Below are 26,295 nucleotides of genomic sequence, written 5' to 3' on the forward strand. Positions count from 1 at the left end.
TCTCGTTCTCTCGTTGCGTCGTGTCGTGTTCGTGAAGAGGGGATGCCGCGGCTAGTACCAGGTCATCCTGCTGGCGTCGGCGCGGCCGCTGATGCTCACCCACGCCTGCTCGCCCGGGTCGCCGAAGTAGCAGCTGAGCTGGACATTGCCGTCCGACGGCACGTAGTAGGTGTTGCTGCTCCAGGTTCCGCCGTTAGGTCCGGTGGCGTTGCACGCGAGCGTGTAGTTGCCCGCGGGGAAGTTCTCGACGTGCAGCACCATGTAGGCGCACGAGGAATTGGAACAGGTGGACGAGTTGTGCTGCGATCCCTTGCGGGTCTCGGCCACCACCGCCGGCGGCGCCACCGTGGTGGCGGAATCGCTGGCGATGGCGCTCCACTGGCCTGCGGCATCCTGCGCGCGACCCTCGATCTTGTGGGTCTGGCTGTAGCCGTAGTTCTTCGTCGTCGAGCCATTGTTCGCGACGTTCTGCCAGGCGCCTCCGTCGAAGCGGACCTGCATCTGCGTGATCGCGCGTCCATTCGAGGCGGGCGCGCTCCAGGTGTAGTCGATGCTCTGGCCGTTGCGCGTCGCGGTGACGCCCGGCGTCTTGACCGGACCGTACGGGATGGCCCCGTTCGACTGCGCCGACGGGTCGCCCGTGTAGCGCACGCCGTCCATCGACGTGTACGCCCGCACGCGGATCGTGTAGGTGGTGCCGTTCGAGAGCCCGCCGATGGTCTTGTTCGCCGGCATGGCCGCCCAGTTGCCACCGTTCAGCGAGTACTCGTACTTGACCTCGTCGGTGGTCGCACCGTTGCCCGGCGCATTGCCGTAGGCCACGACGACAGCGCTGTTGGCGTCCGGGGTCGACAGCGACACGTTCGGCGGGATGCCCGGTGCGCCGAACGCACGCTTGGCCGCCGACGCGGCGCTCCAGTTGCCCCAGCCCGCCTTGTTCTGCGCGCGCACCTTGAACGTGTAGTTGGTCGTCGTGTTCGGCACGTTGACGACCTGCCGCGTCGACGATGCCGCCACCGGGACGGTGTTCGTCAGCGTCGAGCCGTTCCAGACCTGGACCTCGTAGCCCGAGATAGCGGCGCCGTTCGTGGTGGGCTGGCTCCACACCACCTCCAGCTGCGACTGGGTGCCGAGCGAATCGAGACGGTTCGTCGTCGGGGCTGCGGGCGGCTCGGGAGCCTTGGCGGGCACCTCGCCGAGCGACCACGGGCTCCAGCTGGACGGCTCGGGTGCGAGGTTCACGGCCTGCACCTGCACCTGGTACGAGACGCCGTTCTCCAGTCCGGTCCACACCGTGGAGTTGCCGGTCACGCCCTTCTTCAGGGCGACGCCCGACGGCGGCGCCGGCGAGATCTGCAGGTTGAACGACTCCACGGGCGAGCCCGGCGTCGGCGGGGTGACCCACGTCACCGTCAGGCTCGCGTCGCCGAACGTCAGCGTCGGCGCCTGCGGCGTGTCGGGACGCGCGTCCGGACGAGCCTCGGCCGACGGGGCCGACGGGTCGGAGTCGCCCACCCGGTTGGTCGCCACGACGGTGAAGTTGTACTTCACGTTGTTGGTCAGCCCGTCCAGCGTGCACGTCGTCGACGTGCACTGCTTGGTGTAGGCGGCCGTCGTCGAGGTCACGGTGTAGCCCGTGATCTCGGCGCCGTTGTCGGCGGGAGGCGTCCACGACAGGACGACGGTGCGGTCCTGCACGCTCGACACGATCGGCGTGCCCGGCGTCGACGGACGGCCCTGCACGGTCAGGCGGATGCGGCCCTCGACCTCGCGGTCGACGTCCGTGGTGGCATCCTGAACGCGGTAACGCACCACCATCGTGCCGAAGAAGTCCTTGCTCGGCGTGACCTCGACCTTGTCGCCCGAGACCTTCGCCACGCCGTCGCCGGTGTCGACCGAGGCGGTCGTGACCTTGAGCGGCTTGCCCTCCTTCTGGAACGGGTTGAAGTCGTTGTCGAGCACCGCGACCGACTGCGTCTTGCCCTGGTGGGCCTCGTCGATCACATCGTCGTTCGCCGTCGCGAGCGGACGAGTGGATGCCGTCACGTTGACCGTCACCGTGCCATCGATCGGTGCGGTCACGCCGTCGGTGATCTTCAGCTTGATCGTGGCGGCGGTGCCCTTCTTGGTGTCGGCCGCCGCGCTCACGCGCAGCTCGCCCTTCGCGATCGACGCCGTCATGCCCGCGGGCGAGCCGCCCACGATCTCGTAGGACATGCCGTCCAGGTCGTCCTTGTCGGGATCGGTCGTGAGGGACTTCAGGTCGAGCCCGGTCGGCTCCTCGCCGGGCGCGACGTCCATCGCGCCGTTGGCGAACGTCGGCTGCTGGTTGTCGGGCGGCAGCACCAGGATGGGCAGCGTCAGCGTCGCCTCGCGACCCTCGGGATCGTCGGGTCCGGTCCCGTCGGTCACCTCGAAGGTGATCGCGTCGTCGCCGAAGTATCCCTGCGCCGACGTGTAGACCAGCGTCTTCGCGTCCTTGACGAGGCCCGCGCCGTCATTGTGCACCGCGGAGACCTTGGCCACCTCCGTGAGGATCACGGCGCCGCCGTCCGCGGCGCGCACGTGGTCGGCCAGCGGGATCTCGACCGTCTCGCCGCTCTTGACCTCCAGCGGCTTCACGGTCGTGAGGACCGGCGGAAGGCTCGACAGGCCGGGCACGTGGACGAACGCCGAAGCGGTGTTGCCGTCCTCGTCGGTCACCGAGTACTGGATGAGCTGCGGCGCGTCGGTGAGCGTGATGCGGACCTTGCCGTCCTTGACCACGCGGGCCGAGGCATCCTTCACGGCCACCGTCAGCGCCTCGACCGTGCCGTCCGGATCCTCGTCGTTCGCGAGCACCTCGACGTCGCTGACGCCGTCTTCGACGTCGGTCGCGCGCACGAAGTCGTCGCGGGCGACGGGCGGCAGCAGCGGCACGTCCTCGGCGACCGTGATCTGCAGCACCGCCGTCGCCTTGGCACCGCGGGCGTCCTTGATGGAGTACTGCAGCGAGGTCTCGATCGGCTTGTCGGGCGCCGTCACCACGACACGGTCGCCCTGGACCTTGGCCTTCACCCCGGAGCCCTCCGGCAGCACGAGCGCGTTCGAGACGAGACCGAAGCGGTCGCCGTCCGGATCGGAGTCGTTCGCGAGCACGGGCACCGCGACGGTGCGGCCCGGCCGCATGACGATGGTGTCCTTCACGGCGTACGGCGCCTGGTTGGCGGCCTCGGGCGGCGCGATGCCGACGCTGATCGTCGCGGTCGCCTCTGCGCCGAGACGGTCGCGCACCCGGTAGGTGAAGCCGTCCACGCCGGACGTGTCGCCGAACGCCTCGTACACGAGGTAGTCCGACCCGGTCTCGACGATGCGGCCCTTCTTCGGCGGCGAGTCGATGCCGACGAGCTCGACCGAGTCGCCGTCGGCGTCGATGCCGTCCAGCGGCACCGCGATGCGCACGCGGCTGCCGGTGAGCACCCGCGACGTCAGATCCTTCGGGCGCGGGGCGGCGTTGGTCTCGAGGTTCACCGGCACGACTTGGATCGTGATGTACCCGGCATCCTTCTGTCCGGTGCTGTCGACGACCTCGTACGTCACGTACGCGGTGCCCGGCTCGTCGGACGCGCGGAAGCGGACGGCGTCCTGCGACACGAAGGCCTCGCCGCGCTCGGGATCCGGCAGCGGCTCGACCAGGTCGGGAGCGACGTGGATGGTGTCGCCGTTGGGGTGGTAGTCGTTGTCGAGCACGGGGATCGTGACGACGTCACCGGCGCGCACCACGGCCTGGTCGTCGTTCGCCACGGGCGGGCGCAGCTGCGCGGGCGCCGGCACCGGGATCACGATGACGTCGGCCTCGGCCTGCTGGGATCCGTTCGAGATGCGGTACGAGATGCGCACCTGCTCGGACAGGGCGGCCTGATCGGTGATGCGGAGCGTCTCGTGGTTGAGCACGGCGACGCCGATGCCCGCGGTGGACTCCGCGGTCACCGACTGCACGACGAGGATGCCGCCGTTCGGGTCGCTGTCGTTCTGCAGCACGTCGACGAGCACTTCGCCGCCGGCCGGCAGCAGCGCGATGTCGCGCACCGCCACGGGCGGCAGGTCGGTCTCGGACTCGTCGATGACGTCGACGCGCACGAGGCCGGGAACGGGCTCGACGCCCGCGGCGACCAGGTACTGCACGTAGTACGTGCCGGGCGTCCCGGACGTGAAGGTGAAGGTCTTGTTCGGGTAGTCCGGATTGATCGTGGCGCCCGCGACCTCGTCGACGCGTGCCAGGCGCAGCGGCTCGCGGGTGGAGCTGACGTCGTTCACGAGCGGCGAGACCGTCGCCGTCTTGCCGACGCGGACCACGACGTAGTCGGCGTTCGTGACCGGGATCGTCGAGCCGATCGGCTTGACGTCGAAGCGCACGGGCCCGGCGCCGTCGTCGTTGCCGTCCGAGACCACGACCGGCACCTCTTTGCGGCCCTGCGTGCCGCCGACCGCGCGGAACGTGATGCGGCCGTCAGACGTGAAGTCGGACTCGTCGCCGTCGGACGCGTACGCCGACTTCAGGAAGACGTCGTCTCCGTCGGGGTCGTACCAGTCCGGCAGCACGTTGTAGGTGACCGTGCCGCCCGCCTCGACGGCGACGGTGGTCGTGCGCTTGGCCTTCGGCGCCTCGTTGACATCCCACCCGTGCACCGAGAGCTTGACGGTCGCGGTGTCGGTGCCGCCGCGGCCGTCGGTGATCTCGTACGTGAAGCTCGTGGATCCGGTCGCCTCCTCGGGCACCGCGATCTGCAGCGCGCGCCCGTTGTCGACCTGCTGGATCTCGCCGAACGACGGGCCGTCGCCGGTCACCCGCGCGGTCAGGATGTCGCCGTCGGGGTCGCTGTCGTTGTCGAGCACGGCGAGCATCGTGGTGCGGCCCGGACGCACGCCGAAGTCGTCGTCGGTCGCCGTCGGCGGCGTGTTGATCTCGGACCGCTTGGGGAGCGTCGTCTCGGTGGTGTCTTCGGTGGTCTGCTCGTCGTCCTCGGAGTCGCCCTCGGGCGGGGTGATCTCGTCCCAGTTGTCGACGCGCTGCAGATCGTCGACCGCCATCCACGTCGCACCGCTGACCACGTCGTTGAGGACGATGACGTCGCGGTTCACGCGGAACGTCAGGACCGAGGTGGGCTCCAGGCCCTTCACGTCGCTCTTGAGGTCGTCGGCGTCGCCGGCGCAGTCGCGCACGAAACGGCCCGAGCCGCTCCACGCCGCGTACGTGCAGCCGTCGAGGTAGACCGGCGCGGCCGGAGAGCCCTCGCGTCCGGCATCCGTCGTCTTGGGCTTCGAGCCGTCGAACGGCACGCGCACGAGTCCGCTGCTCGTGGCCACGGCCACCGCGTCGGCGGCCGCCGACGGCTGCTGCAGCTCGGTCGCCTTCGACACCTTCTGCTGCGCGCCGTTCACGAAGACGGTGCCGCTGTCGGAGTCGAGCACGACAGGCTGGTCGCCCACGACGGTGATCGATGCCTTCGCGTCCTTCTTCAGGCCCTCGAGCGCCCGATGCTCCGGGTCGCCGGGCTCGCCCTCGGCGTCGGTGCGCACGACGACGATCTCGCCCTTCTCGGGCGACACCGCGTACACGGTCCCGTCCACGCCGACCGCCACGTCAGCGCCCTTGCCGAGCTCGGCGAGCGGGTCGGCGCCCTTGACCTTCAGCGTCCCGCCCGCAGGAGCGACCCACAGGTCGCCCTTCGCGGGGTCGAGCACGGCGACGGTCTGGGCGCCGAGGGCGACGACGGCGGAGCCCGGCAGATCCGCCGGCTCCGCGAGGGCGACGTTGGCGGGGTCGACCGTCGAGACCGTCGAGTTCTCGGCGTCGACCATCAGCACCGTGGCGCCGGACTGCAGGATGTCGTAGTCCTGGCTCGGCGTGCGCAGCGCGCCGTCGAGCACCTCGGACTCGTGGTTGAAGTGGCCGACGAGCAGACTCGACTGCTTGGTCACCCACACCCCGCCGTCGTGCAGATCGACCTCGGTCGTGGGCAGCCCGTCATAGACGAACGCGAGGGTGGTGATGGCAACGGCAGCGGCGCTGACGACGCCGGCGGACGCCAGCGTGCGCGGGCGCGCGCGCAACCACGCGAAAGACCTCATGGAACGTCAGCCTCCTGGGGACGGCGGCATCGTCGTCCGTGCGGCGAAGACTGGCATGTGGGGCGCCGGAATCGCACACCGAAGACGGGGATCCGCCTCAGAATACCGGTTCCACCTGGGAACCTGTGACCCCGCGATGGGGACAATCACCCATCCGCCGACAGGATCAGGAACCGGTCGCCGAACCCGTCGAAGCGCCGACGTACTCCCCCAGATGCTTGGCGGTGAGCGTGTCCGCACGCGCCACGAGGTCGGCCGGCGTGCCCTCGAACACGATGGAACCGCCGTCATGGCCGGCGCCGGGACCGATGTCGATGATCCAGTCGGCGTGCGCCATAACGGCCTGGTGGTGCTCGATCACGATGACGCTGTTGCCGGCCTCGACGAGGCGGTCCAGCAGCGCGAGCAGGTTGTCGACGTCGGCGAGGTGCAGGCCGGTCGTCGGTTCGTCGAGAACGTAGATCGCACCTTTCTTCGCCATCGAGATCGCGAGCTTGAGCCGCTGCCGCTCGCCGCCCGACAGCGTGTTGAGCGCCTGCCCGAGCGTGAGGTAGCCGAGCCCGACGTCGATCATGCGCGTGAGGGTCGTGTGTGCGGGACCCTTCGTGAAGAACGTGAATGCCTCGTCGGCCGACATCGCCAGCACCTCGGCGATGTTCTTGCCGTCGAGCGTGTACTCCAGCACCTCGTCGCTGAAGCCGGTCCCCTCGCACAGCTCGCACAGGGTCTCGACGCTCTGCGTGAACCCGAGGTTGGTGATGATGACGCCGAGGCCGCGGCAGGCGGGGCACGCGCCTTCGGAGTTGGCGCTGAACAGGGCCGGCTTCACGCCGTTGGCCTTCGCGAACGCCGAGCGGATGGTGTCGAGCATGCCCGTGTAGGTGGCCGGGCTGGAGCGCCGGTTGCCCTTGATCGGCGACTGGTCGACGACCACCACGTCGTCGAACGCCGGCACGTTGCCGTGGATGAGCGACGACTTGCCGGAGCCCGCGACGCCGGTGACGACGGTGAGGATGCCGAGCGGGATGTCGACGTCGACGTTCTTCAGGTTGTGCTGCGTGGCGCCGCGGATCTCGAGCCCGCCCCTCGCCCCGCGCGTCGCATCCTTGAGCCTCGCGCGATCGTCGAGGTGCCGGCCGGTCAGCGTGCCCGAGGCGCGGAGGCCGGCGACGTCACCCTCGTACTGCACCTCGCCGCCGGCGCGGCCGGCGCCGGGGCCGAGGTCGACGATGTGGTCGGCGATCTCGATGACCTCGGGCTTGTGCTCGACGACGAGCACGGTGTTGCCCTTGTCGCGCAGCTGCAGCAGCAGGTCGTTCATCCGCTGGATGTCGTGGGGGTGCAGCCCCGCGGTGGGCTCGTCGAAGACGTACGTGATGTCGGTGAGCGCAGAGCCGAGGTGGCGGATCATCTTGGTGCGCTGCGCTTCGCCGCCCGACAGCGTGCCCGACGCGCGATCCAGCGACAGGTAGCCGAGACCCACGTCGACGAACGAGGCGATCGTCTGCCGCAGGCCGACCATGAGCGGCGCGACCGCGGGGTCGTCCACCGTGTCGAGCCAGGCCGCGAGGTCCGAGATCTGCATGCTGGCGGCATCCGCGATGCTGATCCCCTTGATCTTCGACGACCGCGCGCCCTCGTTCAGGCGCGTGCCGCCGCAGTCAGGACACGGCATGAACTTGACCGCGCGCTCGACGAAGGCGCGGACATGCGGCTGGAGCGCGTCGCGGTCCTTCTGCAGCATCGCCTTGGTGATCTTGGGGACGAGTCCCTCGTAGGTCATGTTGATGTTCTGGATCTTGACCTTCGTCGGCTCCTTGTAGAGGAAGTCGGCGAGTTCCTGCTCCGTGTAGTCCTGGATCGGCTTGGCCGGGTCGACGAAGCCGGACTCGGTGTAGCCGCGCACCATCCAGCCGTCGGCGTTGTAGCCGGGCACCTGGATCGCGCCCTCGGCGAGGGACTTGGTCTTGTCGTACAGCTCGTCGAGGTCGATGTCGCTCACCTCGCCGAGGCCCTCGCACCGCGAGCACATGCCGCCGGTGATCTCGAACGATCGGCGCTCCTTGACCTTCTTGCCGCCCTTCTCGAGCGTCACGGCACCGGCGCCCGACACCGAGGGGATGTTGAACGAGAAGGCCTGCGGCGAGCCCACGTGAGGCTGCCCGATGCGGCTGAAGAGCAGCCGCAGCATGGCGTGCGCGTCGGTCGCCGTGCCGACCGTCGATCGGGCGTTGGCGCCCATGCGCTCCTGATCGACGATGATCGCCGGGCTGACGTTCTCGAGTGCGTCCACGTCGGGGCGGTTGAGCTGCCCCATGAACTGCTGCACGAACGTGGGATAGGTCTCGTTGATGAGGCGCTGCGACTCGTTGGCGATCGTCGCGAACACGAGCGAGGACTTGCCCGAACCGCTCACCCCGGTGAACACGCTCAGGCGGCGCTTGGGGATGTCGACCGAGACGTCCTTGAGGTTGTTCTCGCGCGCCCCGACGACCCGGATGACCTCATGGGAGTCGGCGATGTGGGGCGCGGCGCTGCGGGGTTCGGATGCCATGCGCCCCAGTCTGCCCGGCAACCCGGACATCCCGCTTCCTCAATCCTGCTCGATGCCCCCTGGTCGTTCGAATTCGCCGCCCGATCCCGGCGAGTCGCCAAGAACCGCGGCGGGAACCGCGCGAATCTGGCGACTCGCCGCATTCGCCGTCGACGCCGCGCCGGATGAGTCGCCAGAGATCGCACGTACGGTCGCGCACATCCGGCGAGTCGCCAAGATCGGGCGGAGAGGGGTGGATGCTGCGACCAGGGCCGGGGGACGGTCAGGCCGGGTCGACCGCGAAGTTGTCGCGGAACACCGACTCGGGGTCGTATGCGGCCTTGACCGCGCGCAGCCGTTCCAGCGCCGCGGGCGGAAAGGCCTCGGCGATGCGCTCGGGGCGGTCGGACGAGTCGAAGCTCAGGTACATGCCCCGGGTGTGCGCGGCCAGCGACCGCCACGCGGCGTCGAGCCGGTCGGGGTTGCCGCCGAGCCCGGCGACCGAGAAGTTCGCCGACCGGTGCGCGTACGCCGTCGCGTCCTCCGGCACGTCGGCGACAGCCCCGCCGACCGCCCGCAGCTGGAAGAAGGGCACCGCGCCGGTGCGCAGCATCCCGTCCACCGCCTGGGCGAACGCGGGCGTCACGTGCTCGACGAGCGCCGAGCGCGAGTGCGGTTCGCCGGCGCCGTGCTGCGGGCCCAGGTCGGCGTTCGCCATGACCTGCGCGTAGGTCGTGAGCTGCACCTGCTGCTGCACGAGCGGCGCGAGCTCGGCGAACGGCTGCAGGCGCGCGATGATCGTGTCGGGGTCGTCGGAGTCCACGAGCCCGTAGAGCTGGACGATCTGCGGCTGCCCCCGCCGCGGAGCGCCGGTCAGCAGGAACATCGTGAGGTCGCGCGGCGAGGACTCGACGATGCGCCCGTAGCCCTCCAGGAACGCCGGCACGTCGTCGACCTGGAACGCGAGCTGCGCGTGGCCGACCTGTCCCACCTCGTCGACCTCGAACTCGAACGCCGTCACGATGCCCACGTTCGCCCCGGCCCCGCGGATGGCCCAGAAGAGGTCGGGATGCGTCGATGCGTCGGCCCGCACCACCGAGCCGTCGGCGAGCACCACCTCGGCGGCGCGCAGATGGTCGATCGTCAGTCCGTGCTCGCGCGCGAGCAGGCCGATGCCGCCGGCGGTCGCCAGGCCGCCCACGCCGACCCCGCCGTAGTCTCCGGATGACAGGGCCCAGCCGTGCTCGCCGAGCGCCGCGGCGACCTGCGCCCAGCGGGCGCCGGGTCCGACGCGCACGAGGCGACGGTCGGCGTCGAGCACCTCGATGGCGTTCAGCAGCCGCAGGTCGATGACGATCCCGCCGTCGTTGGTGCTGCGTCCGCTGATGCCGTGGCCGCCGCTGCGCACCGCGAGCGGGATCGAGGGATGCCGTCGCGCGAACCCGACCGCCTCTGCGACCTGCGCGGCCGTCGCCGGCTGCAGGACGATCCCCGGCGCACCGCCGCGCATGTACGTGGAGCGCACATCGCCGTAATCGAAGTCGCCCGGCTCGATGGCGCGCAGGCCCGCGGGGACGTCGTCGTACACGATGCCGTCGCGGCGAGCGGCGAGCGCGGCCGCCGAACGCACCGGCGCCTGCTCGATGCCGGCGGTGCCGCGCGCCTGCGCGACGAGCTCGCGGACGCGCGGTGCGACCTCTTCGCCGTACAGCTGCAGGAGGTTCGGGTCGTCGGCGGCGAGGATGAAGGTGCCGATGCCGTCCTCGAGCGCCAGCTGCGCGAGCCGCTCGGCGAACTCCGCAGGGTCGGCCGCGAGCTGCCCGATGTTGAGCAGGCGGCGGATCTCGCGGGGGTCGCGGCCCGCCCCGGTGGCAGCCTCGTCGATCGCCGTGTTGCCGCGATCGAGGTCGCCGGGCTTCAGGTATCCGAGAGAGGGCAGCCAGCCGTCGCCCTTGCGGCCCGTGAGCGCGAGCATGCGCGGCTTGTACGCGCCGATGTGGATCGGCACCTCGTGCGCCGGGCGCGGGCCGCGCTTGGCGCCGTGCACGCGATGGAAGCGGCCGTCGGTGAACACGCCGCCGCGTTCGTCGGTGCGCCACAGCGCACGGATGACGTCGATGGCCTCGCCGAGCGCGGTGACGGCCTCGCCGGGCGTGAGGCGTCCGCCGCCCATGGCCTCGATGGCGTCCCAGAACCCACCGGCGCCGAGGCCGAGCTCGAAGCGCCCGCCCGACAGCAGATCGAGGCTCGCCGCCGACCGGGCGACGACCGCCGGCGGCCGCAGCGGCACGTTGAGCACGTTGGGGGCGATGCGGATCGTGTCGGTCCGCGCCGCCACGAACGACATGAGCGTCCACGTGTCGAGGAACGCGGGCTGGTACGGGTGGTCCTGGAAGGTGACGACGTCGAGTCCGGATGCCTCGGCCACCTGCGACAGCAGGACGGGTGCGTCGGGAGCCGCGGCCGAGGGGGTGATGAACGCGCCGAACTCGAGCGCGTGTCCGTAGTCCATGAAGAGCCTCCGCGGACGCCAACCGCCGGCATCCACTGTTCATTCCACCGCATGCTTCTCGGCCCGGCGCGTCGAGCGTGCGTAGGCTGGCGCTCGATGGCCACTCTGAGCGTCGTGATCCCGTCGCTGAACGACGCCGAGATGCTGCGCCACTGCCTCGCCGCTCTGGCCGCGCAGACGCGGGCTCCCGACGAGATCATCGTCGTCGACAACGGGTCCGACGACGACACGGCCGAGGTCGCCCGGGGCGCGGGAGCCCGCGTGGTCGACGAGCCGGTGCGCGGCGTGCTGCGGGCAACGTCGGCCGGGTTCGACGCCGCGCGGGGCGAGATCATCGGCCGGCTCGACGCGGACTCGCGCCCCGCCCCGGATTGGGCCGCACGGCTGGACCGCCGCTTCAGCGCCGACCCCACGCTCACGGCGCTGACCGGCACCGGCACCTTCTACGGCGGCAGCCGGTTCTGGCACTTCGTCGGACATCACGTGTACCTCGGCGGCTACCTGTTCGTGTTCCGCGCGGTCATCGGGCACATCCCGCTGTTCGGGTCGAACTTCGCGATCCGCCGCGACGCCTGGCGCGGCATCCGTCCCCGCGTGCACCTCGACGATCCGCACGCGCACGACGACCTCGACATCAGCCTCGTGCTGCCCCCGGATGCCGGCATCGAGTTCGACCCGTGGCTGCACGTGCAGGTCTCGGCACGGCCGTTCCAGAACTGGGCGGGCTTCGCGCGGCGCGCGTCGTGGGCGTTCCACATCGTGGGCGTCAACCTGCGCGAGGTGCCGTGGCTGCGCCGGGTGTGGAGGTGCGCCCAGGGCCGGCGCGATCGGCGCCGGCGGCAGCGCGAGCTGGGGCTGCGGCATCCGCATCTCGCCGGCCCGCTCCGCCGCCGGCGGGCGCGGCGCGCGATCGCCGACGACCAGACGCGACCCGTCAACCCCGCATGAGCTCGCGCATCGCCTCGGTCAGCTGATGCGGGGCCGTCTCGCACGGGCTGTGGCCGGTGGGCAGCACGAGCACGCGTGCGCCGAGCCGCTCCGCGAACGCGCGATGCGCCGAGGTGCGCCACACGTCGCCCGTCCCGGTCACGACGAGGATCGGGATGCCGGCAGCCCGCAGTCCGCGTGACACCTCGGGCGTGCGCTGCATGAGCGCCATGATGTCGGCGACGCTCGACGCCCGCGTCAGCTCGAAGCGCGCCGTCACGAACACCGCCCGCTCGCGCGGCGCCCGATGCACGTTGTGGCGCAGCGCGGCGATGAAGAGCGGGCCGATCCAGCGCGCGGGCACCACGTAGCTGAACGGGCCCATCACCTTGAAGCCGCGCAGCGCCCGGCCGGTGAGCGGCGGGGCCGACAGCAGCGTGAGGCTCGCGAACAGCTCGGGATGGAGGGATGCCGCCACAGCCGCCACCGTGCCGGCGAACGAGTAGCCGAGCACGTGCGCCGGGACCGCCCCGGTCGCCAGCACGGCCAGCAGGTCGTCGACGAACAGCTCCCGCGTGTACCGCCGCTGCGGTGGATCGAGATTCTCGGGACCGGCACCCGCCGACTCGAACTGCCCGGCGAGGTCGAACGACTCGACCCGGAACCCGGCCGCCGCGAACAGCGGCATCATGAGCGTGAAGTCCTCCTTCGAGCCGGTCATGCCCGGCACGAGCACGACCCTCGGCCCGTCGGCGGGGCCCATCGTGACGCGGGCGAGCCGGCCGCTGGGCGCGTCGACCGCATCGCGCACGGCGTCCTCGGGCAGCACGCTCCAGTCGATCGGGACGACGGCGGCGTCGAGCGCGGCCGCGCGCGCCATGCCCTCGTCGGGCACCGCGGCCCTGTTCGCGCGGGCGACCATGGCCGCATGCTAGTCCACCGGGGTCTCGCCCCTCGGAACGTTCCGCTCGGCGATCGTCTTGCCGGCTCAGGACTGGTCGGCGTGGTCGAACGCTGAAGCGAATCGGAGCTCGCCGACCGGGACCGCCGCATCCTCTCGCAGCAGAAGGTGCTGCACGAGCGAGGGAGGCAGCTCTTCGTGAGAGAGCGCTCCACTGACGAATCCGAACCGCGAGTAGAGCCGCGGGTCGCCGATGAGGGCGCAGCCGGCCGCTCCGCGTCGCGCCATCTCTGCGAGACCTGCCTCGATCAGCGCCCGCCCGACGCCCGTGCCCTGGTGAGCCGGGTCGACCGAGACCGGGCCGAGCCCGTACCAGCCGACGGTGCTGCCGCCGGCGACGACGGGAGAGAACGCGATATGGCCGATGATGCGCCCGTGGCGATCCTCGGCGACGAGCGACAGCGTCAGCTCACCGTCGGCCCTGAGACGGTCGATGACATGCGGCTCACTCCCGTCGCTGAAGGGCATCGGGGCGAACGCGACGGTGGTCACCGCGCGCACGGCGTCCTCGTCGCCGCTCGCCTCGGGGCGGATGTGCACCGGCGGACCGGGGTCGATCGTCATGACGCGTCCATCGTCGACGCGGTGCGCCAGCAGCCGTCGACGTGGTCGTCGACCATGCCCGCCGACTGCATGAGGGCGTACATCGTGGTCGGGCCGACGAACCGGAATCCGCGCGTGCGCAGCGCCTTGCTCATCGCCTCCGATGCCGGAGTGGTCGCCGGCACGTCGGCGAACGTCGACGGGCGACGATGGGATGCCGGCGCGAACGACCACATCAGAGCGTCCAGCTCGCCGGGCTCGAGGTCCTGCACGAGGCGGGCGTTCGAGATCGTCGCCTCGATCTTGGCGCGGTTGCGGATGATGCCCGCGTCCGCCATCAGCCGCTCGACGTCGTCCGGGCCGAACGCGGCGACCGCCGCCGGATCGAACCCCGCGAACACGTCGCGGAAGTGCGGCCGCTTGCGCAGGATCGTGATCCACGACAGCCCGGCCTGGAAGCCCTCCAGGCTCAGCTTCTCGAACAGCGCGCGGTCGCCGTGCAGCGCCACCCCCCACTCCTCGTCGTGGTAGCGCGCGTACTCGGGGTCGTCGCCGACCCACGCGCAGCGCGCGCGGCCATCGGCTCCGGTGCGGACGTCCATGCTCACCGCGCCAGCCTAGGGTCGGCGACGGACACCGCGCTCGCCGCGCGAGGGTCCGTGCTGCGCGCGCTACCACCCGGGCGGGACGACCGAGGCGTTCCCGAGGATCTCTTCCAGGGAGTCGGCCGGATCGCCCTCGGTGCACCACACGTCGATGAGGAACCCGAGGTCGGACTGGCGGAACGCGCGGGCGGCGAGGATCCCGTTCCTCCCGCTGTCGTCGACCGCCTCGACCGTCCGGGCGGCGAGGATGCGATTGCCCGCAGGACCGAAGCCCAGCGTCTGCTCACCCGCGTCCGACGACACATCGCTCTCGCTCCAGCTGTAGTACCAGGCCATCAGCCGGTCCGTCGCGACGCGGTCGTCGCCTGCGCCGCGCTGGCTCTCGTCGAGGCGGCTCTGCTGGAAGTCCGCCGTGCAGTCCCCGTCCGCCGACGTGTAGCCCCACGAGCCGCCGTCGTCGGGTGTGGTCAGCGTCCATCCGCCTCCGCTGACCAGGGCCGAGTCCTGCCACACGGATTCGTCCGGGACGAGCGTCGCGGTCGCCTCGAAGTCGAGCGGCTCGCCGGACCGCCGGACGTCGACCGTCAGGTCGTCCAGCAGCAGGTTGCCTGCGGCAATGGCGTCCGAGCCCTCCGGGCACTCGATCTGCAGCGACAGCTCGGTGCCGACCGTCGTGAGGACCCGCGTCGACACGACCTGCGCGTGCTCGCTCGCACCCGCGCGCTTGCCTGCGACGGCGTGGAACAGCAGACGGGCGGGCGTGCCCGTGATGGTCGCCGTGGTCTCGAAGACGAGATCGTCGAAGGCGGCGGCATCCACCTCACTGGACTCCGCGAGCGCGGCATCGGTCGCTGCCAGGTCGTCGGTCCCGTCGGCGTTGCGCGACTGGACGAGGACGATGTCGCATCCCGTCGCGTTCTGCGTGTACTCCCACAGCCCGTCATCCTGGGGCCCGGCCGACAGGACGTAGGTGTAGTCGCCGCCCCACAGCCCCGCGTGGTTCCACCCGACGTGCCATGATCCGGAGCGCAGTCCGTCACCGTGCTCGAACGTCACGACGTCGGGCAGCTCGGACGAGCTGCGCCACCCTGCGGTGCCCGTCGTCGCTGCGGGCGTCGGCGTCGCCGCTTCGGCCGGACCGACGATGCGCACCGGCGCGCAGCCGCACAGCAGCACGGTCGCTGCCACGGCGGCCCCCAGAGCACCTCGTGCTCCCCTCCCCATGCTCGGATTGTGGACCCGTCCCGGGCCGCCGTCAAGATGCGTCTCGCGTGCGCCGCGCGGTCGCTCCCGCGCCCCGTCAAGTCGCGCGTCACCGGCCCGATTCCCGGATGCCGCGCGCGTCGCTTACCTTGGAATGTCGGGCTGTTCACGCCCGCGCAGCTGGGAGGCAGGACCATGAAGATCGTCGCGTCGGCGGATTGGCGGGATGCCGTCCCGTTCGAGAACCCCGTTCTGGTGGCCGACGTGGTCCCCGGCGAGCCGACGCGGTGCTTCGCCTGCGGCCCGGACTCCGAGCTGCTCCCCCGCACCGAGCTGTGGGCGTACAAGCACCGCCATCCCAAGAACCACGACGGCTACGTGCGCTTCTACTGCGCGTTCCATGTGCCGGAGGCCCCCCCGAAGCCGCAGGTCGCGGCTCCCGCTCCGGCCGCCCGTGCGAAGGCGTCGCGTCCCGCCGCCGAGCGGCGAGCGCCCAAGCCGGTCGTCCCCGAGCGGATCCGCACGATGTGCCCGAACTGCTTCGTCGAGGTCTCGGCCACCGGCGAGTGCGGCATGTGCGGCTGGTCCGAGAACTGAGCTGACACCGGTGGATGCCGCAGGCCGCGGCATCCCGGTCCTCGGCGTCTGCGGGCAAGAGAAAGGGGACCGCGTTCCCGATTCGCGGTCCCCATGAAGACGCTGCCGACGCACGAAGCCCGTATGCGCAGTCGGTTGAAGGCTGCCTTCAAAAGGGATATGTCCGCCGTCGGGTGATATGGGACACCCCTCGGGCCATCGTTACCTTTCCGTGACCTTTGGGGTGTCCCAGGCTCGTCGGCTCACTTCTTCTTGAGCGACTTCTCCGACACCGGCGCCTCTCCGGACGCGGCGAGCGCGCGGTAGTACTCGCGGGCCTCGTCCTGCCGTTCACGCTCGGCGCCCGACGCGATCGGTGCGCGCACGTGCTCCGGCGCGAAGCCGTAGGCATCGACCAGATCCTGCGCGTGCGGGCGCAGACGAGCGGCCAGGCGGTCGATGTAGCGCGACACCGATGCCGCGCGCTGCGTCGACAGACGCCCGTTGATCAGGTACCAGGCGAGGTGCTTCTCGATGAGATGCATGCCGAACAGGTCGCGCAGCCACGTCAGCACCTGAGCGGTGCCCTCGTCCGAGATCCGGTGGATGCCGTCGGTGAACGCCTCCCACTGCAGCAGCTCGCCGTGCGCACGAGCGGCCTCGATGAGCTCGGCCTGGTGGCTGTTGAACAGTGCCGCCGCCTCGGCGGGCGACAGCTTGGCCGCGGGGCGCAGCGCACCGGCGACGTCGGCGACCATCTGCTGGACGCGGCCGGCGAGCAGCTCGTGCTGCTGGTCCTCGCGCAGCCCCAGCTCCACCGACCGTGCCGTCGAGCCGAAGTCGGCGACGGCCTGGCCGAGCTGACGGAGCCCCGCGCCGTGGAAGAGCTTGCCCGCTGTCTGCCCGACCGCGAATCGGGCCAGGGCTGCGGCATCCTTGCCCTTGAACTGCCTGGCGTAGTCGGCGAGGAGCCGCTTGCCGACCAGCTGCAGCAGGATGTTGTTGTCGCCCTCGAAGGTCGCATACACGTCGAGGTCCTGGTGCAGCCCGACGAAGCGGTTCTCGGCGATGAAGCCCGAGCCGCCGCACGCCTCGCGCGCCTCCTGGATGGTGCTCAGGGCGTTCCAGGTGCTGAGGGGCTTGAGCGACGCGGCGAGGGTCTCGAGGTCTTCGCGCTCGTCGGGGGTGTCGGTGCGGCCCGAGAACACGCCGTCGAACTTCTTCAGCAGCTCGTCGTTGGCGAAGAACTGCGCGTAGTTCTGGGCGAGGAGCGGCAGCAGACGCCGCTGGTGCTTGCCGTAGTCGAGCAGCACGACCTCTTCGGTGCCGGCGCCCGAGTCGAACTGGCGGCGCTGGCCGGCGTACGTCAGGGCGATGTACAGCGCGAGGGCCGTGCCGGTGGTCGCCGCACCGTCGAGCGACACGCGGCCCTGGACGAGCGCGCCGAGCATCGTGAAGAAGCGGCGGCCCGGGCTCGCGATGTCGGACGTGTAGGAGCCGTCGGGGGCGACCTGCCCGTAGCGGTCGAGCAGGTTGAAGCGCGGCACGCGCACGTGGTCGAAGGCCAGGCGGCCGTTGTCGATGCCGTTGAGACCGCCCTTGACGCCGTCGTCCTCGCTCGTGACGCCGTCCAGCATGTTGCCCTCGTCGTCGCGGATCGGGACGTAGAAGCAGTGCACGCCGTAGTTGACGCCGCCCGTGATGAGCTGCGCGAACACGGTGGCGGCCTTGCCGTGCAGCGCCGCGTTGCCGAGGTAGTCCTTCGTCGCCGCACGGAACGGCGTGTGGATGACGAACTCCTCGGTGTCGGGGTCGTACGTGGCGGTCGTGCCGATGGCGGCGACATCGGAGCCGTGCCCCATCTCGGTCATCGCGAACGCGCCGGGGATCGACAGGTCGATCACGCCGGGCAGCCACTGGTCGTGGTGCTTCTTCGTGCCGAGCTGGTGGATGGCCGAGCCGAACAGGCCCCACTGCACACCGGACTTGATCTGCAGGCTGGGGTCGGCGAGCACGAGCTCCATGAACCCGGCGAGATTGGCGCCGTTGTTCTCGAGGCCGCCGTACTCCTTCGGGAAGGCGCGACGCGATCCGCCGTGCTCGACGAGCAGGTGCAGCTGGCTCAGCACGCGCTCACGGTGCTCGGGCATCGGCTGGCCGTCGATCCGCCAGAACGCCGGGTCCTTGATCATCTCGCGCGCCTCGCGGCGGGTCTCGGCCCACGTGCCCAGCAGCAGGTCGGTGACCGCGTCGATGTGGATGCGAGGTTCGGATGCCTCGGCCGCCGTGTGCGGGGCGGTCGGAGCCCCGCCGGCAGGCGTGTGCTTGTGGACGGCGGGCTTCTTGGAGCGGACGGCGGCGTCAGCCATGTCATCACCTCTCGAGACGAGGGACAGGGGAAGGTCCTTTCGACCGTAGGACTCCCACAATGCCGACTCAAAGTGACTGGCGGGTTCCCACAACCTGGACGCGAGACGGGTGGCCGGTGGATTGTGCGGGACGCACAGCACGCCCCGATCGGGGGATGCCGCCGACCACTGTCGAGAGGCGGCCCTATGCTCGGCGCATGACGTCAGCGTCCGCCGCCATCACCACCGCCTTCATCCCCGTCCGCGATCCGCTCGCAGCCGCACGCTGGTACACCGACGCATTCGGACTCGACGTGACCGAGGCGACGGAATTCTCCAGCGTGCTCGCCGGATCGCAGGGTCAGGTGACCCTGATGGGCCCCGCCAGCGGCATCAGGGTCGAACCGGGTCTGGGCTGGGCCACCTGCAACTTCCGGGTGGATGACGTCACGTCGGCGCGCGAGCGGTTCACCGGCCTCGGTGCCGCACCGAGCGAGGTGCTCGGGGATCCGGCACGATGCCTCTTCTTCACCGCCGTCGACCCGGACGGCAACACGCTGCTCATCACCGACCGCTGATCCGTCTGTTTCCCAGACACCGAGTGGGCGCGGGGGTCTGTACGCGGCCGGTTCCGCCCGCGAGACTTGGTCGCCCCGGGCATCGCGGCCCGGGCGACGGGTGGGAGTCAGCCATGGGCACAGTCGGCGCGCAGCTCTTTCGGCGCAAGCCCATCGTCGTCCAGCACCGGCATCACCAGGGCGAGGAGCTGGCACGCAACCTCAGCACGTTCCAGCTGATGATGTTCGGGGTCGGCGCGACGGTCGGCACGGGCATCTTCTTCGTGCTGAGCGAGTCGGTCCCGAAGGCCGGGCCCGCCGTGATCATCTCGTTCGTCGTCGCGGCGATCTGCGCCGGGCTGTCAGCGCTCTGCTATGCCGAGCTGGCCGCGGCGATCCCGGTCAGCGGATCGACGTACTCGTACACGTATCACGCGCTCGGCGAGGTGTGGGCGATCGTCATCGCCGGCTGTGTGCTGCTCGAGTACGGCGTCGCGGTGTCGGCGGTGGCGGTCGGCTGGAGCGGCTACTTCAACGAGCTGCTCGAGAACACGCTGGGGTTCCGGCTGCCGGAGGCGCTGTCCGTCTCGTTCATCTCCGGTGCGGACGGCGCGGCGACAGGCGGGATCATCAACCTCCCGGCCGTGGTGCTCGTGGGACTGTGCTGCCTGCTGCTGATCCGCGGAGTCGCCGAGTCCGCGACGGTGAACGCGATCATGGTGCTCATCAAGCTCGGTGTGCTGGCGCTGTTCATCGTGCTCGGGCTGACCGCGTTCAACGCCGACCACTTCGAGGACTTCTTCCGGTTCGGCGCGGCGGGCATCAGCGCTGCCGCGGGCACCATCTTCTTCTCGTTCATCGGCCTGGACGCCGTCGCGACCGCCGGAGAGGAGGTGCGCAACCCGCAGAAGGCGCTGCCGCGGGCGATCATCGGCGCGCTGATCATCGTCTCGACGGTGTACATCCTGGTGGCCGTCGCGGGCCTGGCCGCAGAGCCGGTCGCGTTCTTCTCCACCGAGGAGGCGGGCGAGGCGGGGCTCGCGAAGATCCTGGAGAACGTCACCGGCACGCCGATCTGGGGCACGATCCTGGCCGCCGGAGCCGTCATCTCGATCTTCTCGGTGACGCTCGTCACCCTGTACGGCCAGACGCGGATCCTGTTCTCGATCTCGCGCGACGGGTTCGTGCCGCGCAGCTTCGTCCGGGTCAACGCCAAGACGCTGACGCCGATCCACAACACGGTCGTCGTGTCGGTCATCGTCGCGATCGTCGCGGGCTTCGTGCCGTCGGACTATCTGTGGGACACCGTGTCGATCGGCACCCTGATGGCGTTCATCGTGGTCGCGTTGGCGGTCATCGTGCTGCGGCGCACGAAGCCGGAACTCGAACGCCCGTTCCGCGTCCCCCTGTACCCGGTCGTGCCGATCCTCACGATCGCCGCGCGCGTGTACATCCTGTCGGGCCTCGCCGCCATCACGTGGGTGATCTTCGGCGTATGGATCGCGATCGTGCTGCTCTACTACTGGTTCTACGGGCGCCGGCACGCGACCCTCAACGACTACACGTCCGATGAGCAGATCGCCGAGCCGATCCGCCCCGAGGAGGAGCGGTGACGTACGTCGTCGGCTACGGCCCACGGGGCGACGACCGCAGCGCCGTCGACCTGGCGTTCCAGTTCGCGCGGTCTCGGCCCGCGCCGGTCGTCGCCGTGTCAGTCGTGCCGCAGGGGTGGGGCACACCGGTGGCGGCGGGGGTCGACCGCGAGTACGAGCAGTGGGCCGCCGCCGAGGGGCGGCAGAGCGCGCAGCTCGCGACCGCCGACTTCGCGCATCACCCCGGCCTCGCCGCCGAGGCGGTGTGGGTCGCAGGTCGCTCGGTGCCCGCGGCGCTCATCGACCAGGCGATGGCGAGGGATGCCGCGCTCATCGTGGTCGGCTCCGCCGAAGAGGCCGAACCCGGCAGGGTGCGCCTGACGTCCAAGACGGACCGCCTCGTCCACTCCTCGCCGCTGCCGGTAGCGATCGCACCGCGGAGCTACCGCACCACGAGCCGGGTCACCCGCGTGACGGTCGGCTTCCGTGACGACGACGGCAGCTGGTCGCTGCTGGACCGCGTGGCCGGGATCGCCCGCGCGTCGGCGGCCCGCGTGCGCCTGGTCACGTTCCTCGTGGACCCGGCTCGTCGTCCGGTCACGACCGACGTCAGCCATGCACAGGCCCAGGTCATCGACGCGTGGATGACGCGGGCCGTCGCGGCGCAGGCCGAGGCCGTCGCCCACTTGCGGACGCTGGGGTTCGCCGACGACGAGATCGAGCACGGCATCTCGGCCGGTCCGCAGTGGCACGCCGCGGTGGCATCGGTCGGGTGGGCCGAGGGCGACATCCTGGTCGTCGGGTCGTCGTCCACGCATCGCCTGGCCCAGGTGTTCCTCGGCTCGAGCGCATCGAAGATCCTGCGCAACGCCCCCGTGCCCGTCGTGGTGGTGCCCGGCGCCGGCGCCTGACCTCGGGCGTCGGTTGCCTCTCTCCCCGTCCCCCGCCCCGCCCCGCCCGCCCCGCTGCGCCCGCCCCGCAGCGCTGCGCTCGCCCCGCTGCGCTCGCAGAATCGGATCCGCATCTGCGGACCGGGCCGGCGACACGCCGACCCCCGGCATCCCGAGACGGCGTGCCACCGCCGATCTCCGCTCCAGCGGATCCGATTCTGCGCACCGCCGGGCGGGCGCGGCGGGGCGGCCGGGCGGGCGCGGCCGGGCGGGCGCGGCCGGGCGGGCGCGGCGGGGCGGCCGGGCGGGCGCGGCGGGACGGCCCCCGCGCAAATCACGGCGGCAGTGACGAAGGATGCCGCACCGCGGGTCGCGGTGCGGCATCCGTTCGGCTGGAACGAGGGGACCTACAGGGTGAGGCCGTGCCCGAAGCGGAACAGCGGGTCCTCGGTGTCGAACGGGACGTCGGGGCGCGAGGCCTCGACGGCCGCCATCGAGCGGGGGAGGTCGAACGGCAGACGCCCCTTGGCCGCGGCCGCGCCCGACAGGACGTCGAGCAGGGCGGCCGAACTCGCACCCCAGTTGCCGACGACGGCGTGCGCGACCTCGACGATCGGCCCGAGGATCGCGGGCCGGTCGAGGAAGACGTCGACGACCGTCGGGACGGCGGCGGCGACCTCGGCGACATGCGCGACGGTCTCGGGCGCGAAGTCGAGCGAGCCGGCGTGGAAGAACGACTCGAAGCCGTTGCCGCGCTGCTCGTACGGCGCCTGCAGGCGCAGCACCGCGAGGTCGGCCTCGGCCGGCGTCGCGACGACGGTGCCGTACGCGGCCGCCGTCTCGGCGTCGATGCCCTCGACGTAGAGCTTGACGCCCGTCGCGAAGGGCAGCACCGCGTCGCGGTTCGCGAGGATCGTGAGCGCGGCGCGCTGCGCGGCATCCCCCTCCGCACGGAATTCCGGCGAGCCCACGATGACGTCGGCCGCGTCGGCGTCGACGTATGGGTCCTCGAACAGGCCGAGCTCGAACTTCTCGCGCAGCAGGCGCCGGGCCGAGGCATCCACGCGCTCCTCGGCGATGCGGCCGTCCTCGACGAGCGCCACGAGCAGTTCGGGGCACGCCTCGCCGCCGAACTGGTCGGCGCCCGCGTCGATGATCTTCACCATGCGCTCTTCGCGGCTGAGGTGCTCCACGCCCCATGCCCGCGCCGGGAAGGGCTGGCCCATGATCTCGGCGTCGGTGACAAGGCCCCAGTCGGTGCAGACGACGCCGTCGAAGCCGTAGCGCTCACGCAGCAGACCCGTCAGCACCGACTTGTTGAAGCCGAAGCCGACCTCTTCGTACTCGGTGCCGACCGGCATGCCGTAGTACGGCATGACCTGGCGGACGCCGGCGGCGAAGGCGTCCTCGAAGGGCTTCAGGTGCAGCTCGAACTTTCTGCCCGGATAGACCTGCTCGCGTCCGTATTCGAAGTGCGGGTCCTCGCCGTCCTGCTGCGGGCCGCCGCCCGGGAAGTGCTTGACCATCGCCGACACCGCGCCCGGGCCGAACGACGCGCCGTTCTGGAAGCCGCGGATGTACGCGGCGCCGAGCTCGCCCGACACCTCCGCGTCCTCGCCGAACGTCTGCAGCTGCCGCGACCAGCGCGGCTCGGTGGCGAGGTCGACCTGCGGGTGCAGCGCCACGCGGATGCCGACCGCCGTGTACTCCTGTCGGGCGATGTCGCCGAAGCGCTCCACGAGCGCCGCGTCGCGGGTGGCGGCGAGGCCCAGCGTGTCGGGCCACTGCGAGAACGGCCCCGACAGCATCGCCGCACCGGGGTTGTCGGTGAAAGAGTGCCGCGGGTCAGTCGAGATCGTCACGGGGATGCCGAGACGAGTGGATGCCGCCAGCTCCTGCAGCGCGTTGTGCCAGCGTGCGATCGCACCGGCGGTGGGCGCCACACCCAGCAGGTTGAAGTGGTTCATGCGGCGCTCGAGCACGTACTCGCGGTTGGACGGCAGGCCGAACACGGGGTCGGCGTCGGCGAGCTCGCCGTCGGGGCCCATCGTGATCATGGTCTGGAAGAACAGACCGGCCTTCTCTTCCAGCGTCATCTCCGCCAGCAGCAGCTCGACGCGCTCTGCGACGGGAAGGCTCGCGTCGAGCCAGGGGCGCTCGGATGCGGCGGGTGCGGCATCCAGATCCGTCGTGCTTGCGCTGAGCGCAGTCGAAGCGTCGGTCATCACTTCACTCCCTTGATGCGGTAGACGAGCACGGCGCCCGCGAGGGCCACGAGCGCGCCGAAGAGGTAGTAGACGGTGTAGCCACCGAGCGGCGTTGCGGCGCCCAGCGCGATGATGCCGGGAGCGATCGCCGGCGCGATCGACTGCGGCAGCGCGTTGGCGATGTTGAGCACGCCGAGGTCCTTCGCGGTGTCTTCGGGGTTGGGCAGCACCTCGGTCGCGAGGGCCAGGTCGACCGAGAAGAACGAGCCGGCGCCGAAGCCGATGATCGCCTGCGCGACGATCAGCGTCGGCACGTCGGGCGCGAACGCGAGCAGCACGAGGCCGACCACCATGACGCCGCCGGCGACGGCGACGAACGGGCGGCGCTTGCCGACTCTGTCGGAGAGGAACCCGCCGAGCGGCGACGAGATCATCATGGCGGCCATCGACGCGAGGTTCGCGAGGAGGATCGTCGTGATGGCGGTCTGCTCGTCGAGCTGGAACTTCTCGGTCAGGTAGAACGGCAGGAAGGTCGCGATGCCGGCGTAGCCGAACATCACGAAGAACTTCGTCAGCCACGTCCAGCCGAAGTCGGGGTGCTTGGCCGGGTTGAAGACGAACGAGCCGAAGAACTGACCGACGGTGAACCGGTCGGCGGGCTTGTCGGTGCGGACGCGGTCCTTGAGGACCAGGACGAACAGCACCGCGAGGACGGTCGCGATCGCCGACGGGACGACGAAGCGGGCGAAGTCCTCGGACAGGAAGTTGGTGAGGAACGTGCCGCCCAGGATGCCCAGCGGCGTGGTGATCCCGACGATGCCCGACACCTTGCCGCGGCTGGCCACCGGCACCTGGTCGGGGAGCGTGGCGTTGGCGGCTGCGAGCACCGCGTTCATCGCGGCCTGAACGATGCACCACGCGATGAGGACGACCCACACCGACGTCGCGACGCCGATCAGGAGGAAGCCGCCGAGACCGACGATCGCACCGCCGAGGATCCACGGCCGGCGCATGCCGAAGCGCGAGGTGGTGCGGTCAGAAAGGCGGCCGGCGAGCGGGTTCGCGATGAGGGCGAACAGCGCGCCGACGCCGAGCACCAGGCCGAGGCTGCCGGTGGCCGCCTCGGTGGACGGCGAGATGTGCTGGATCTTGAACGCCATCGACACCATGACCGGCGTGAGCAATGCGAGATAGACGCCGAAGTTCACCGCGGCGAGCCCGGGCGTGTAGCCGCGCGGGGTCCTGCCGGGTGTGGTTCCCGGCGCCTTGAAGCCGGTGGTGCCGGCGGCCGCGGCCGTCGCGGCGGAAGACAGCTCTGTCATCGGAGTCCTCTCTCAGGTGCGACGCGCGGCGGCTGTGCCGGGCGTCGATTCACGAGAATACATGAAACCCGACCGTTTGGTAACTGAAGTCTGACCGATCGGTAATCGGGCTCGCTACACTGGACGCGTGACGACGATCTCGGTGCCGGGAACGGCTCGCAGTGCACAGGCCGAGCGCACGCGCGCGGCCATCGTCGCCGCCGCTCACGACCTCTTCGTGGCGCACGGGTACCGCGCGTCGTCGCTGCGCGACGTCGCCGCCGCCGCGGGGATCAGCCATCCCGGCCTGCTGCGGCACTTCGCCACGAAGGACGCGCTGCTCGCCGAGGTCGTCGACTCGTTCGAGCGCGACAACGAGCTCGTCCTCCTCGAGCAGCTGGCCGCCGACGAACCGGGAACACTCGGGTACAGCGTGATCGCCGAGCGCAATGCCACCGTGCCCGGCTACCTGCCGCTGTTCGCCGCGCTCACCGGCGAGGCATCCAGTCCCCGTCATCCCGCGCACGCGATCGTGCGCGACCGGTACGCGCGGCTGCGCGAGCTGTCGGTGGACGCCATCGAAGAGGCCATGGCGCAGGACACCGTGTCGCAGGGGCGCGATGCCGCCGGCGAGGCCGTCCGCATCGCCGCCGCGTGGGACGGCCTGCAGCTGCTGGGCCAGTACCTGCCCGACCGCGTCGACGTCGTCTCGGCGCTGCAGGTGTACGAAGACGCGCTGGCGCTGCCGGTCGGCTGGCGCGAGGCCGACGATCCGGTACCGTCCGATGTCGCCGTGGCCGTCCCGTCGATGCCGTCGTTCGCTTCACCCGACGACGGCGACCGGCTCGGCTACAAGGTCGGTCGTGAGCGACGCGCCAAGATCCTCGACGGTGCGACCGCGCTGTTCGCCCAGGAGGGCTACGGAGACACGAGCCTGCGCGACATCGCCGCCCGGGTCGGGGTGTCGAAGTCGACCCTGCTGCACCACTACGGCTCGAAGGAGGAGCTGCTGAGCGCGGTGCTCAGCGACCGCGACCGCCTCATCGAGTCGCGAGGGTCGTACGTGCGGGCCGCGCGCGCGGCGGACGAGCTGCGAAACCTCCCGCTCGGGGCCGCCGAGAACACGGCATCCGCGCCGGGTCTCATCGAGGTGTACGCCGTGCTGTCGTGCGAGGCGGTGCCGGCCGACCATCCCGCCCACGCCTACTTCGAGCAGCGCTTCGGCGACGTGATCGACCACTTCGCCGCGCTGTTCCGCGCGGCCCAGCAGGACGGCGACCTGCCGTCGCACCGCGACCCCGAGTTCGAGGCCGTGTGGCTCACCGCGCTGTGGGACGGACTGCAGTACCAGTGGCTGTACGACCGTTCGTCAGTCGACGTGGCGGCCCAGCTGACCGCGCACCTCGACGACGTGCTGCCGCGTCGCTGA

General features: G+C 70.9%; 16 protein-coding genes. 6 read left to right on the forward strand and 10 right to left on the reverse strand.

Features of this window, described 5'->3' with window-relative positions:
• Positions 1 to 51 precede the first annotated feature (51 nt).
• The 3 genes from FB391_RS14205 to FB391_RS14215 form a co-directional block, all read right to left on the reverse strand.
• Complete coding sequence (locus FB391_RS14205; RefSeq protein ID WP_141895392.1) at positions 52 to 6,111, reverse strand: Ig-like domain-containing protein; 6,060 nt, start codon at positions 6,109 to 6,111, stop codon at positions 52 to 54.
• Positions 6,112 to 6,277: 166 nt separating this feature from the next.
• Positions 6,278 to 8,665, reverse strand: a complete 2,388-nt coding sequence (locus tag FB391_RS14210) for an ATP-binding cassette domain-containing protein (RefSeq protein ID WP_141895394.1) — start codon at positions 8,663 to 8,665, stop codon at positions 6,278 to 6,280.
• Positions 8,666 to 8,927: 262 nt separating this feature from the next.
• Positions 8,928 to 11,156 carry an LLM class flavin-dependent oxidoreductase gene (locus FB391_RS14215; RefSeq protein WP_141895396.1) on the reverse strand — a complete coding sequence of 743 codons (2,229 nt, stop codon included), beginning with the start codon at positions 11,154 to 11,156 and terminating at the stop codon, positions 8,928 to 8,930.
• Between the two features lie 96 nt (positions 11,157 to 11,252).
• Between FB391_RS14215 and FB391_RS14220 the strand changes: the two genes are divergently transcribed.
• Positions 11,253 to 12,104, forward strand: coding sequence for a glycosyltransferase family 2 protein (locus tag FB391_RS14220; RefSeq protein ID WP_141895397.1), 852 nt, complete (start codon positions 11,253 to 11,255; stop codon positions 12,102 to 12,104).
• Here the strand turns inward: FB391_RS14220 and FB391_RS14225 are convergent.
• The 4 genes from FB391_RS14225 to FB391_RS14240 form a co-directional block, all read right to left on the reverse strand.
• Entirely contained in the window at positions 12,091 to 13,005 is a 915-nt protein-coding gene (locus tag FB391_RS14225) for an alpha/beta fold hydrolase (RefSeq protein ID WP_246093533.1), read from the reverse strand. The two genes, FB391_RS14220 and FB391_RS14225, sit on opposite strands and share 14 nt — an antisense overlap.
• A gap of 66 nt (positions 13,006 to 13,071) precedes the next feature.
• Complete coding sequence (locus tag FB391_RS14230; RefSeq protein ID WP_141895399.1) at positions 13,072 to 13,608, reverse strand: GNAT family N-acetyltransferase; 537 nt, start codon at positions 13,606 to 13,608, stop codon at positions 13,072 to 13,074.
• Positions 13,605 to 14,189 (reverse strand): DNA-3-methyladenine glycosylase I, encoded by a 585-nt coding sequence (locus FB391_RS14235; protein ID WP_141895675.1) that lies wholly within the window; start codon positions 14,187 to 14,189, stop codon positions 13,605 to 13,607. Before FB391_RS14235 ends, FB391_RS14230 begins: the two co-directional genes overlap by 4 nt.
• Before the next feature lie 69 nt (positions 14,190 to 14,258).
• The gene (locus tag FB391_RS14240; protein ID WP_141895401.1) at positions 14,259 to 15,416 is read right to left on the reverse strand and encodes a hypothetical protein; all 1,158 of its coding nucleotides are present in this window, start codon (positions 15,414 to 15,416) and stop codon (positions 14,259 to 14,261) included.
• Between the two features lie 174 nt (positions 15,417 to 15,590).
• Between FB391_RS14240 and FB391_RS14245 the strand changes: the two genes are divergently transcribed.
• Positions 15,591 to 15,992 carry a glucose-6-phosphate dehydrogenase gene (locus FB391_RS14245; protein ID WP_141895402.1) on the forward strand — a complete coding sequence of 134 codons (402 nt, stop codon included), beginning with the start codon at positions 15,591 to 15,593 and terminating at the stop codon, positions 15,990 to 15,992.
• Positions 15,993 to 16,234: 242 nt separating this feature from the next.
• On the opposite strand, the gene FB391_RS14250 is transcribed toward FB391_RS14245, so the two are convergent.
• Positions 16,235 to 18,340 carry an acyl-CoA dehydrogenase family protein gene (locus FB391_RS14250; RefSeq protein ID WP_141895404.1) on the reverse strand — a complete coding sequence of 702 codons (2,106 nt, stop codon included), beginning with the start codon at positions 18,338 to 18,340 and terminating at the stop codon, positions 16,235 to 16,237.
• Between the two features lie 197 nt (positions 18,341 to 18,537).
• Here FB391_RS14250 and FB391_RS14255 point away from each other — a divergent pair, with 197 nt between their 5' ends.
• From FB391_RS14255 to FB391_RS14265, 3 genes are all read left to right on the forward strand, one after another.
• Positions 18,538 to 18,897 carry a VOC family protein gene (locus FB391_RS14255; protein WP_141895406.1) on the forward strand — a complete coding sequence of 120 codons (360 nt, stop codon included), beginning with the start codon at positions 18,538 to 18,540 and terminating at the stop codon, positions 18,895 to 18,897.
• A gap of 113 nt (positions 18,898 to 19,010) precedes the next feature.
• Positions 19,011 to 20,489, forward strand: coding sequence for an APC family permease (locus FB391_RS14260; protein ID WP_141895407.1), 1,479 nt, complete (start codon positions 19,011 to 19,013; stop codon positions 20,487 to 20,489).
• Complete coding sequence (locus FB391_RS14265) at positions 20,486 to 21,379, forward strand: universal stress protein (protein ID WP_141895409.1); 894 nt, start codon at positions 20,486 to 20,488, stop codon at positions 21,377 to 21,379. Before FB391_RS14260 ends, FB391_RS14265 begins: the two co-directional genes overlap by 4 nt.
• 386 nt (positions 21,380 to 21,765) lie before the next feature.
• Here FB391_RS14265 and FB391_RS14270 read toward each other — a convergent pair whose 3' ends face one another.
• Positions 21,766 to 23,583: a glycoside hydrolase family 3 protein gene (locus FB391_RS14270; protein WP_141895411.1), complete on the reverse strand. Its 1,818-nt coding sequence runs from the start codon at positions 23,581 to 23,583 to the stop codon at positions 21,766 to 21,768.
• Positions 23,583 to 24,887, reverse strand: coding sequence for an MFS transporter (locus FB391_RS14275; protein ID WP_141895413.1), 1,305 nt, complete (start codon positions 24,885 to 24,887; stop codon positions 23,583 to 23,585). Before FB391_RS14275 ends, FB391_RS14270 begins: the two co-directional genes overlap by 1 nt.
• A 127-nt stretch (positions 24,888 to 25,014) precedes the next feature.
• On the opposite strand from FB391_RS14275, the gene FB391_RS14280 reads away from it, so the two are divergent.
• Positions 25,015 to 26,295, forward strand: a complete 1,281-nt coding sequence (locus FB391_RS14280) for a TetR/AcrR family transcriptional regulator (protein WP_141895415.1) — start codon at positions 25,015 to 25,017, stop codon at positions 26,293 to 26,295.

Source organism: Microbacterium kyungheense (assembly GCF_006783905.1).
Taxonomy (GTDB): Bacteria; Actinomycetota; Actinomycetes; order Actinomycetales; family Microbacteriaceae; genus Microbacterium; species Microbacterium kyungheense.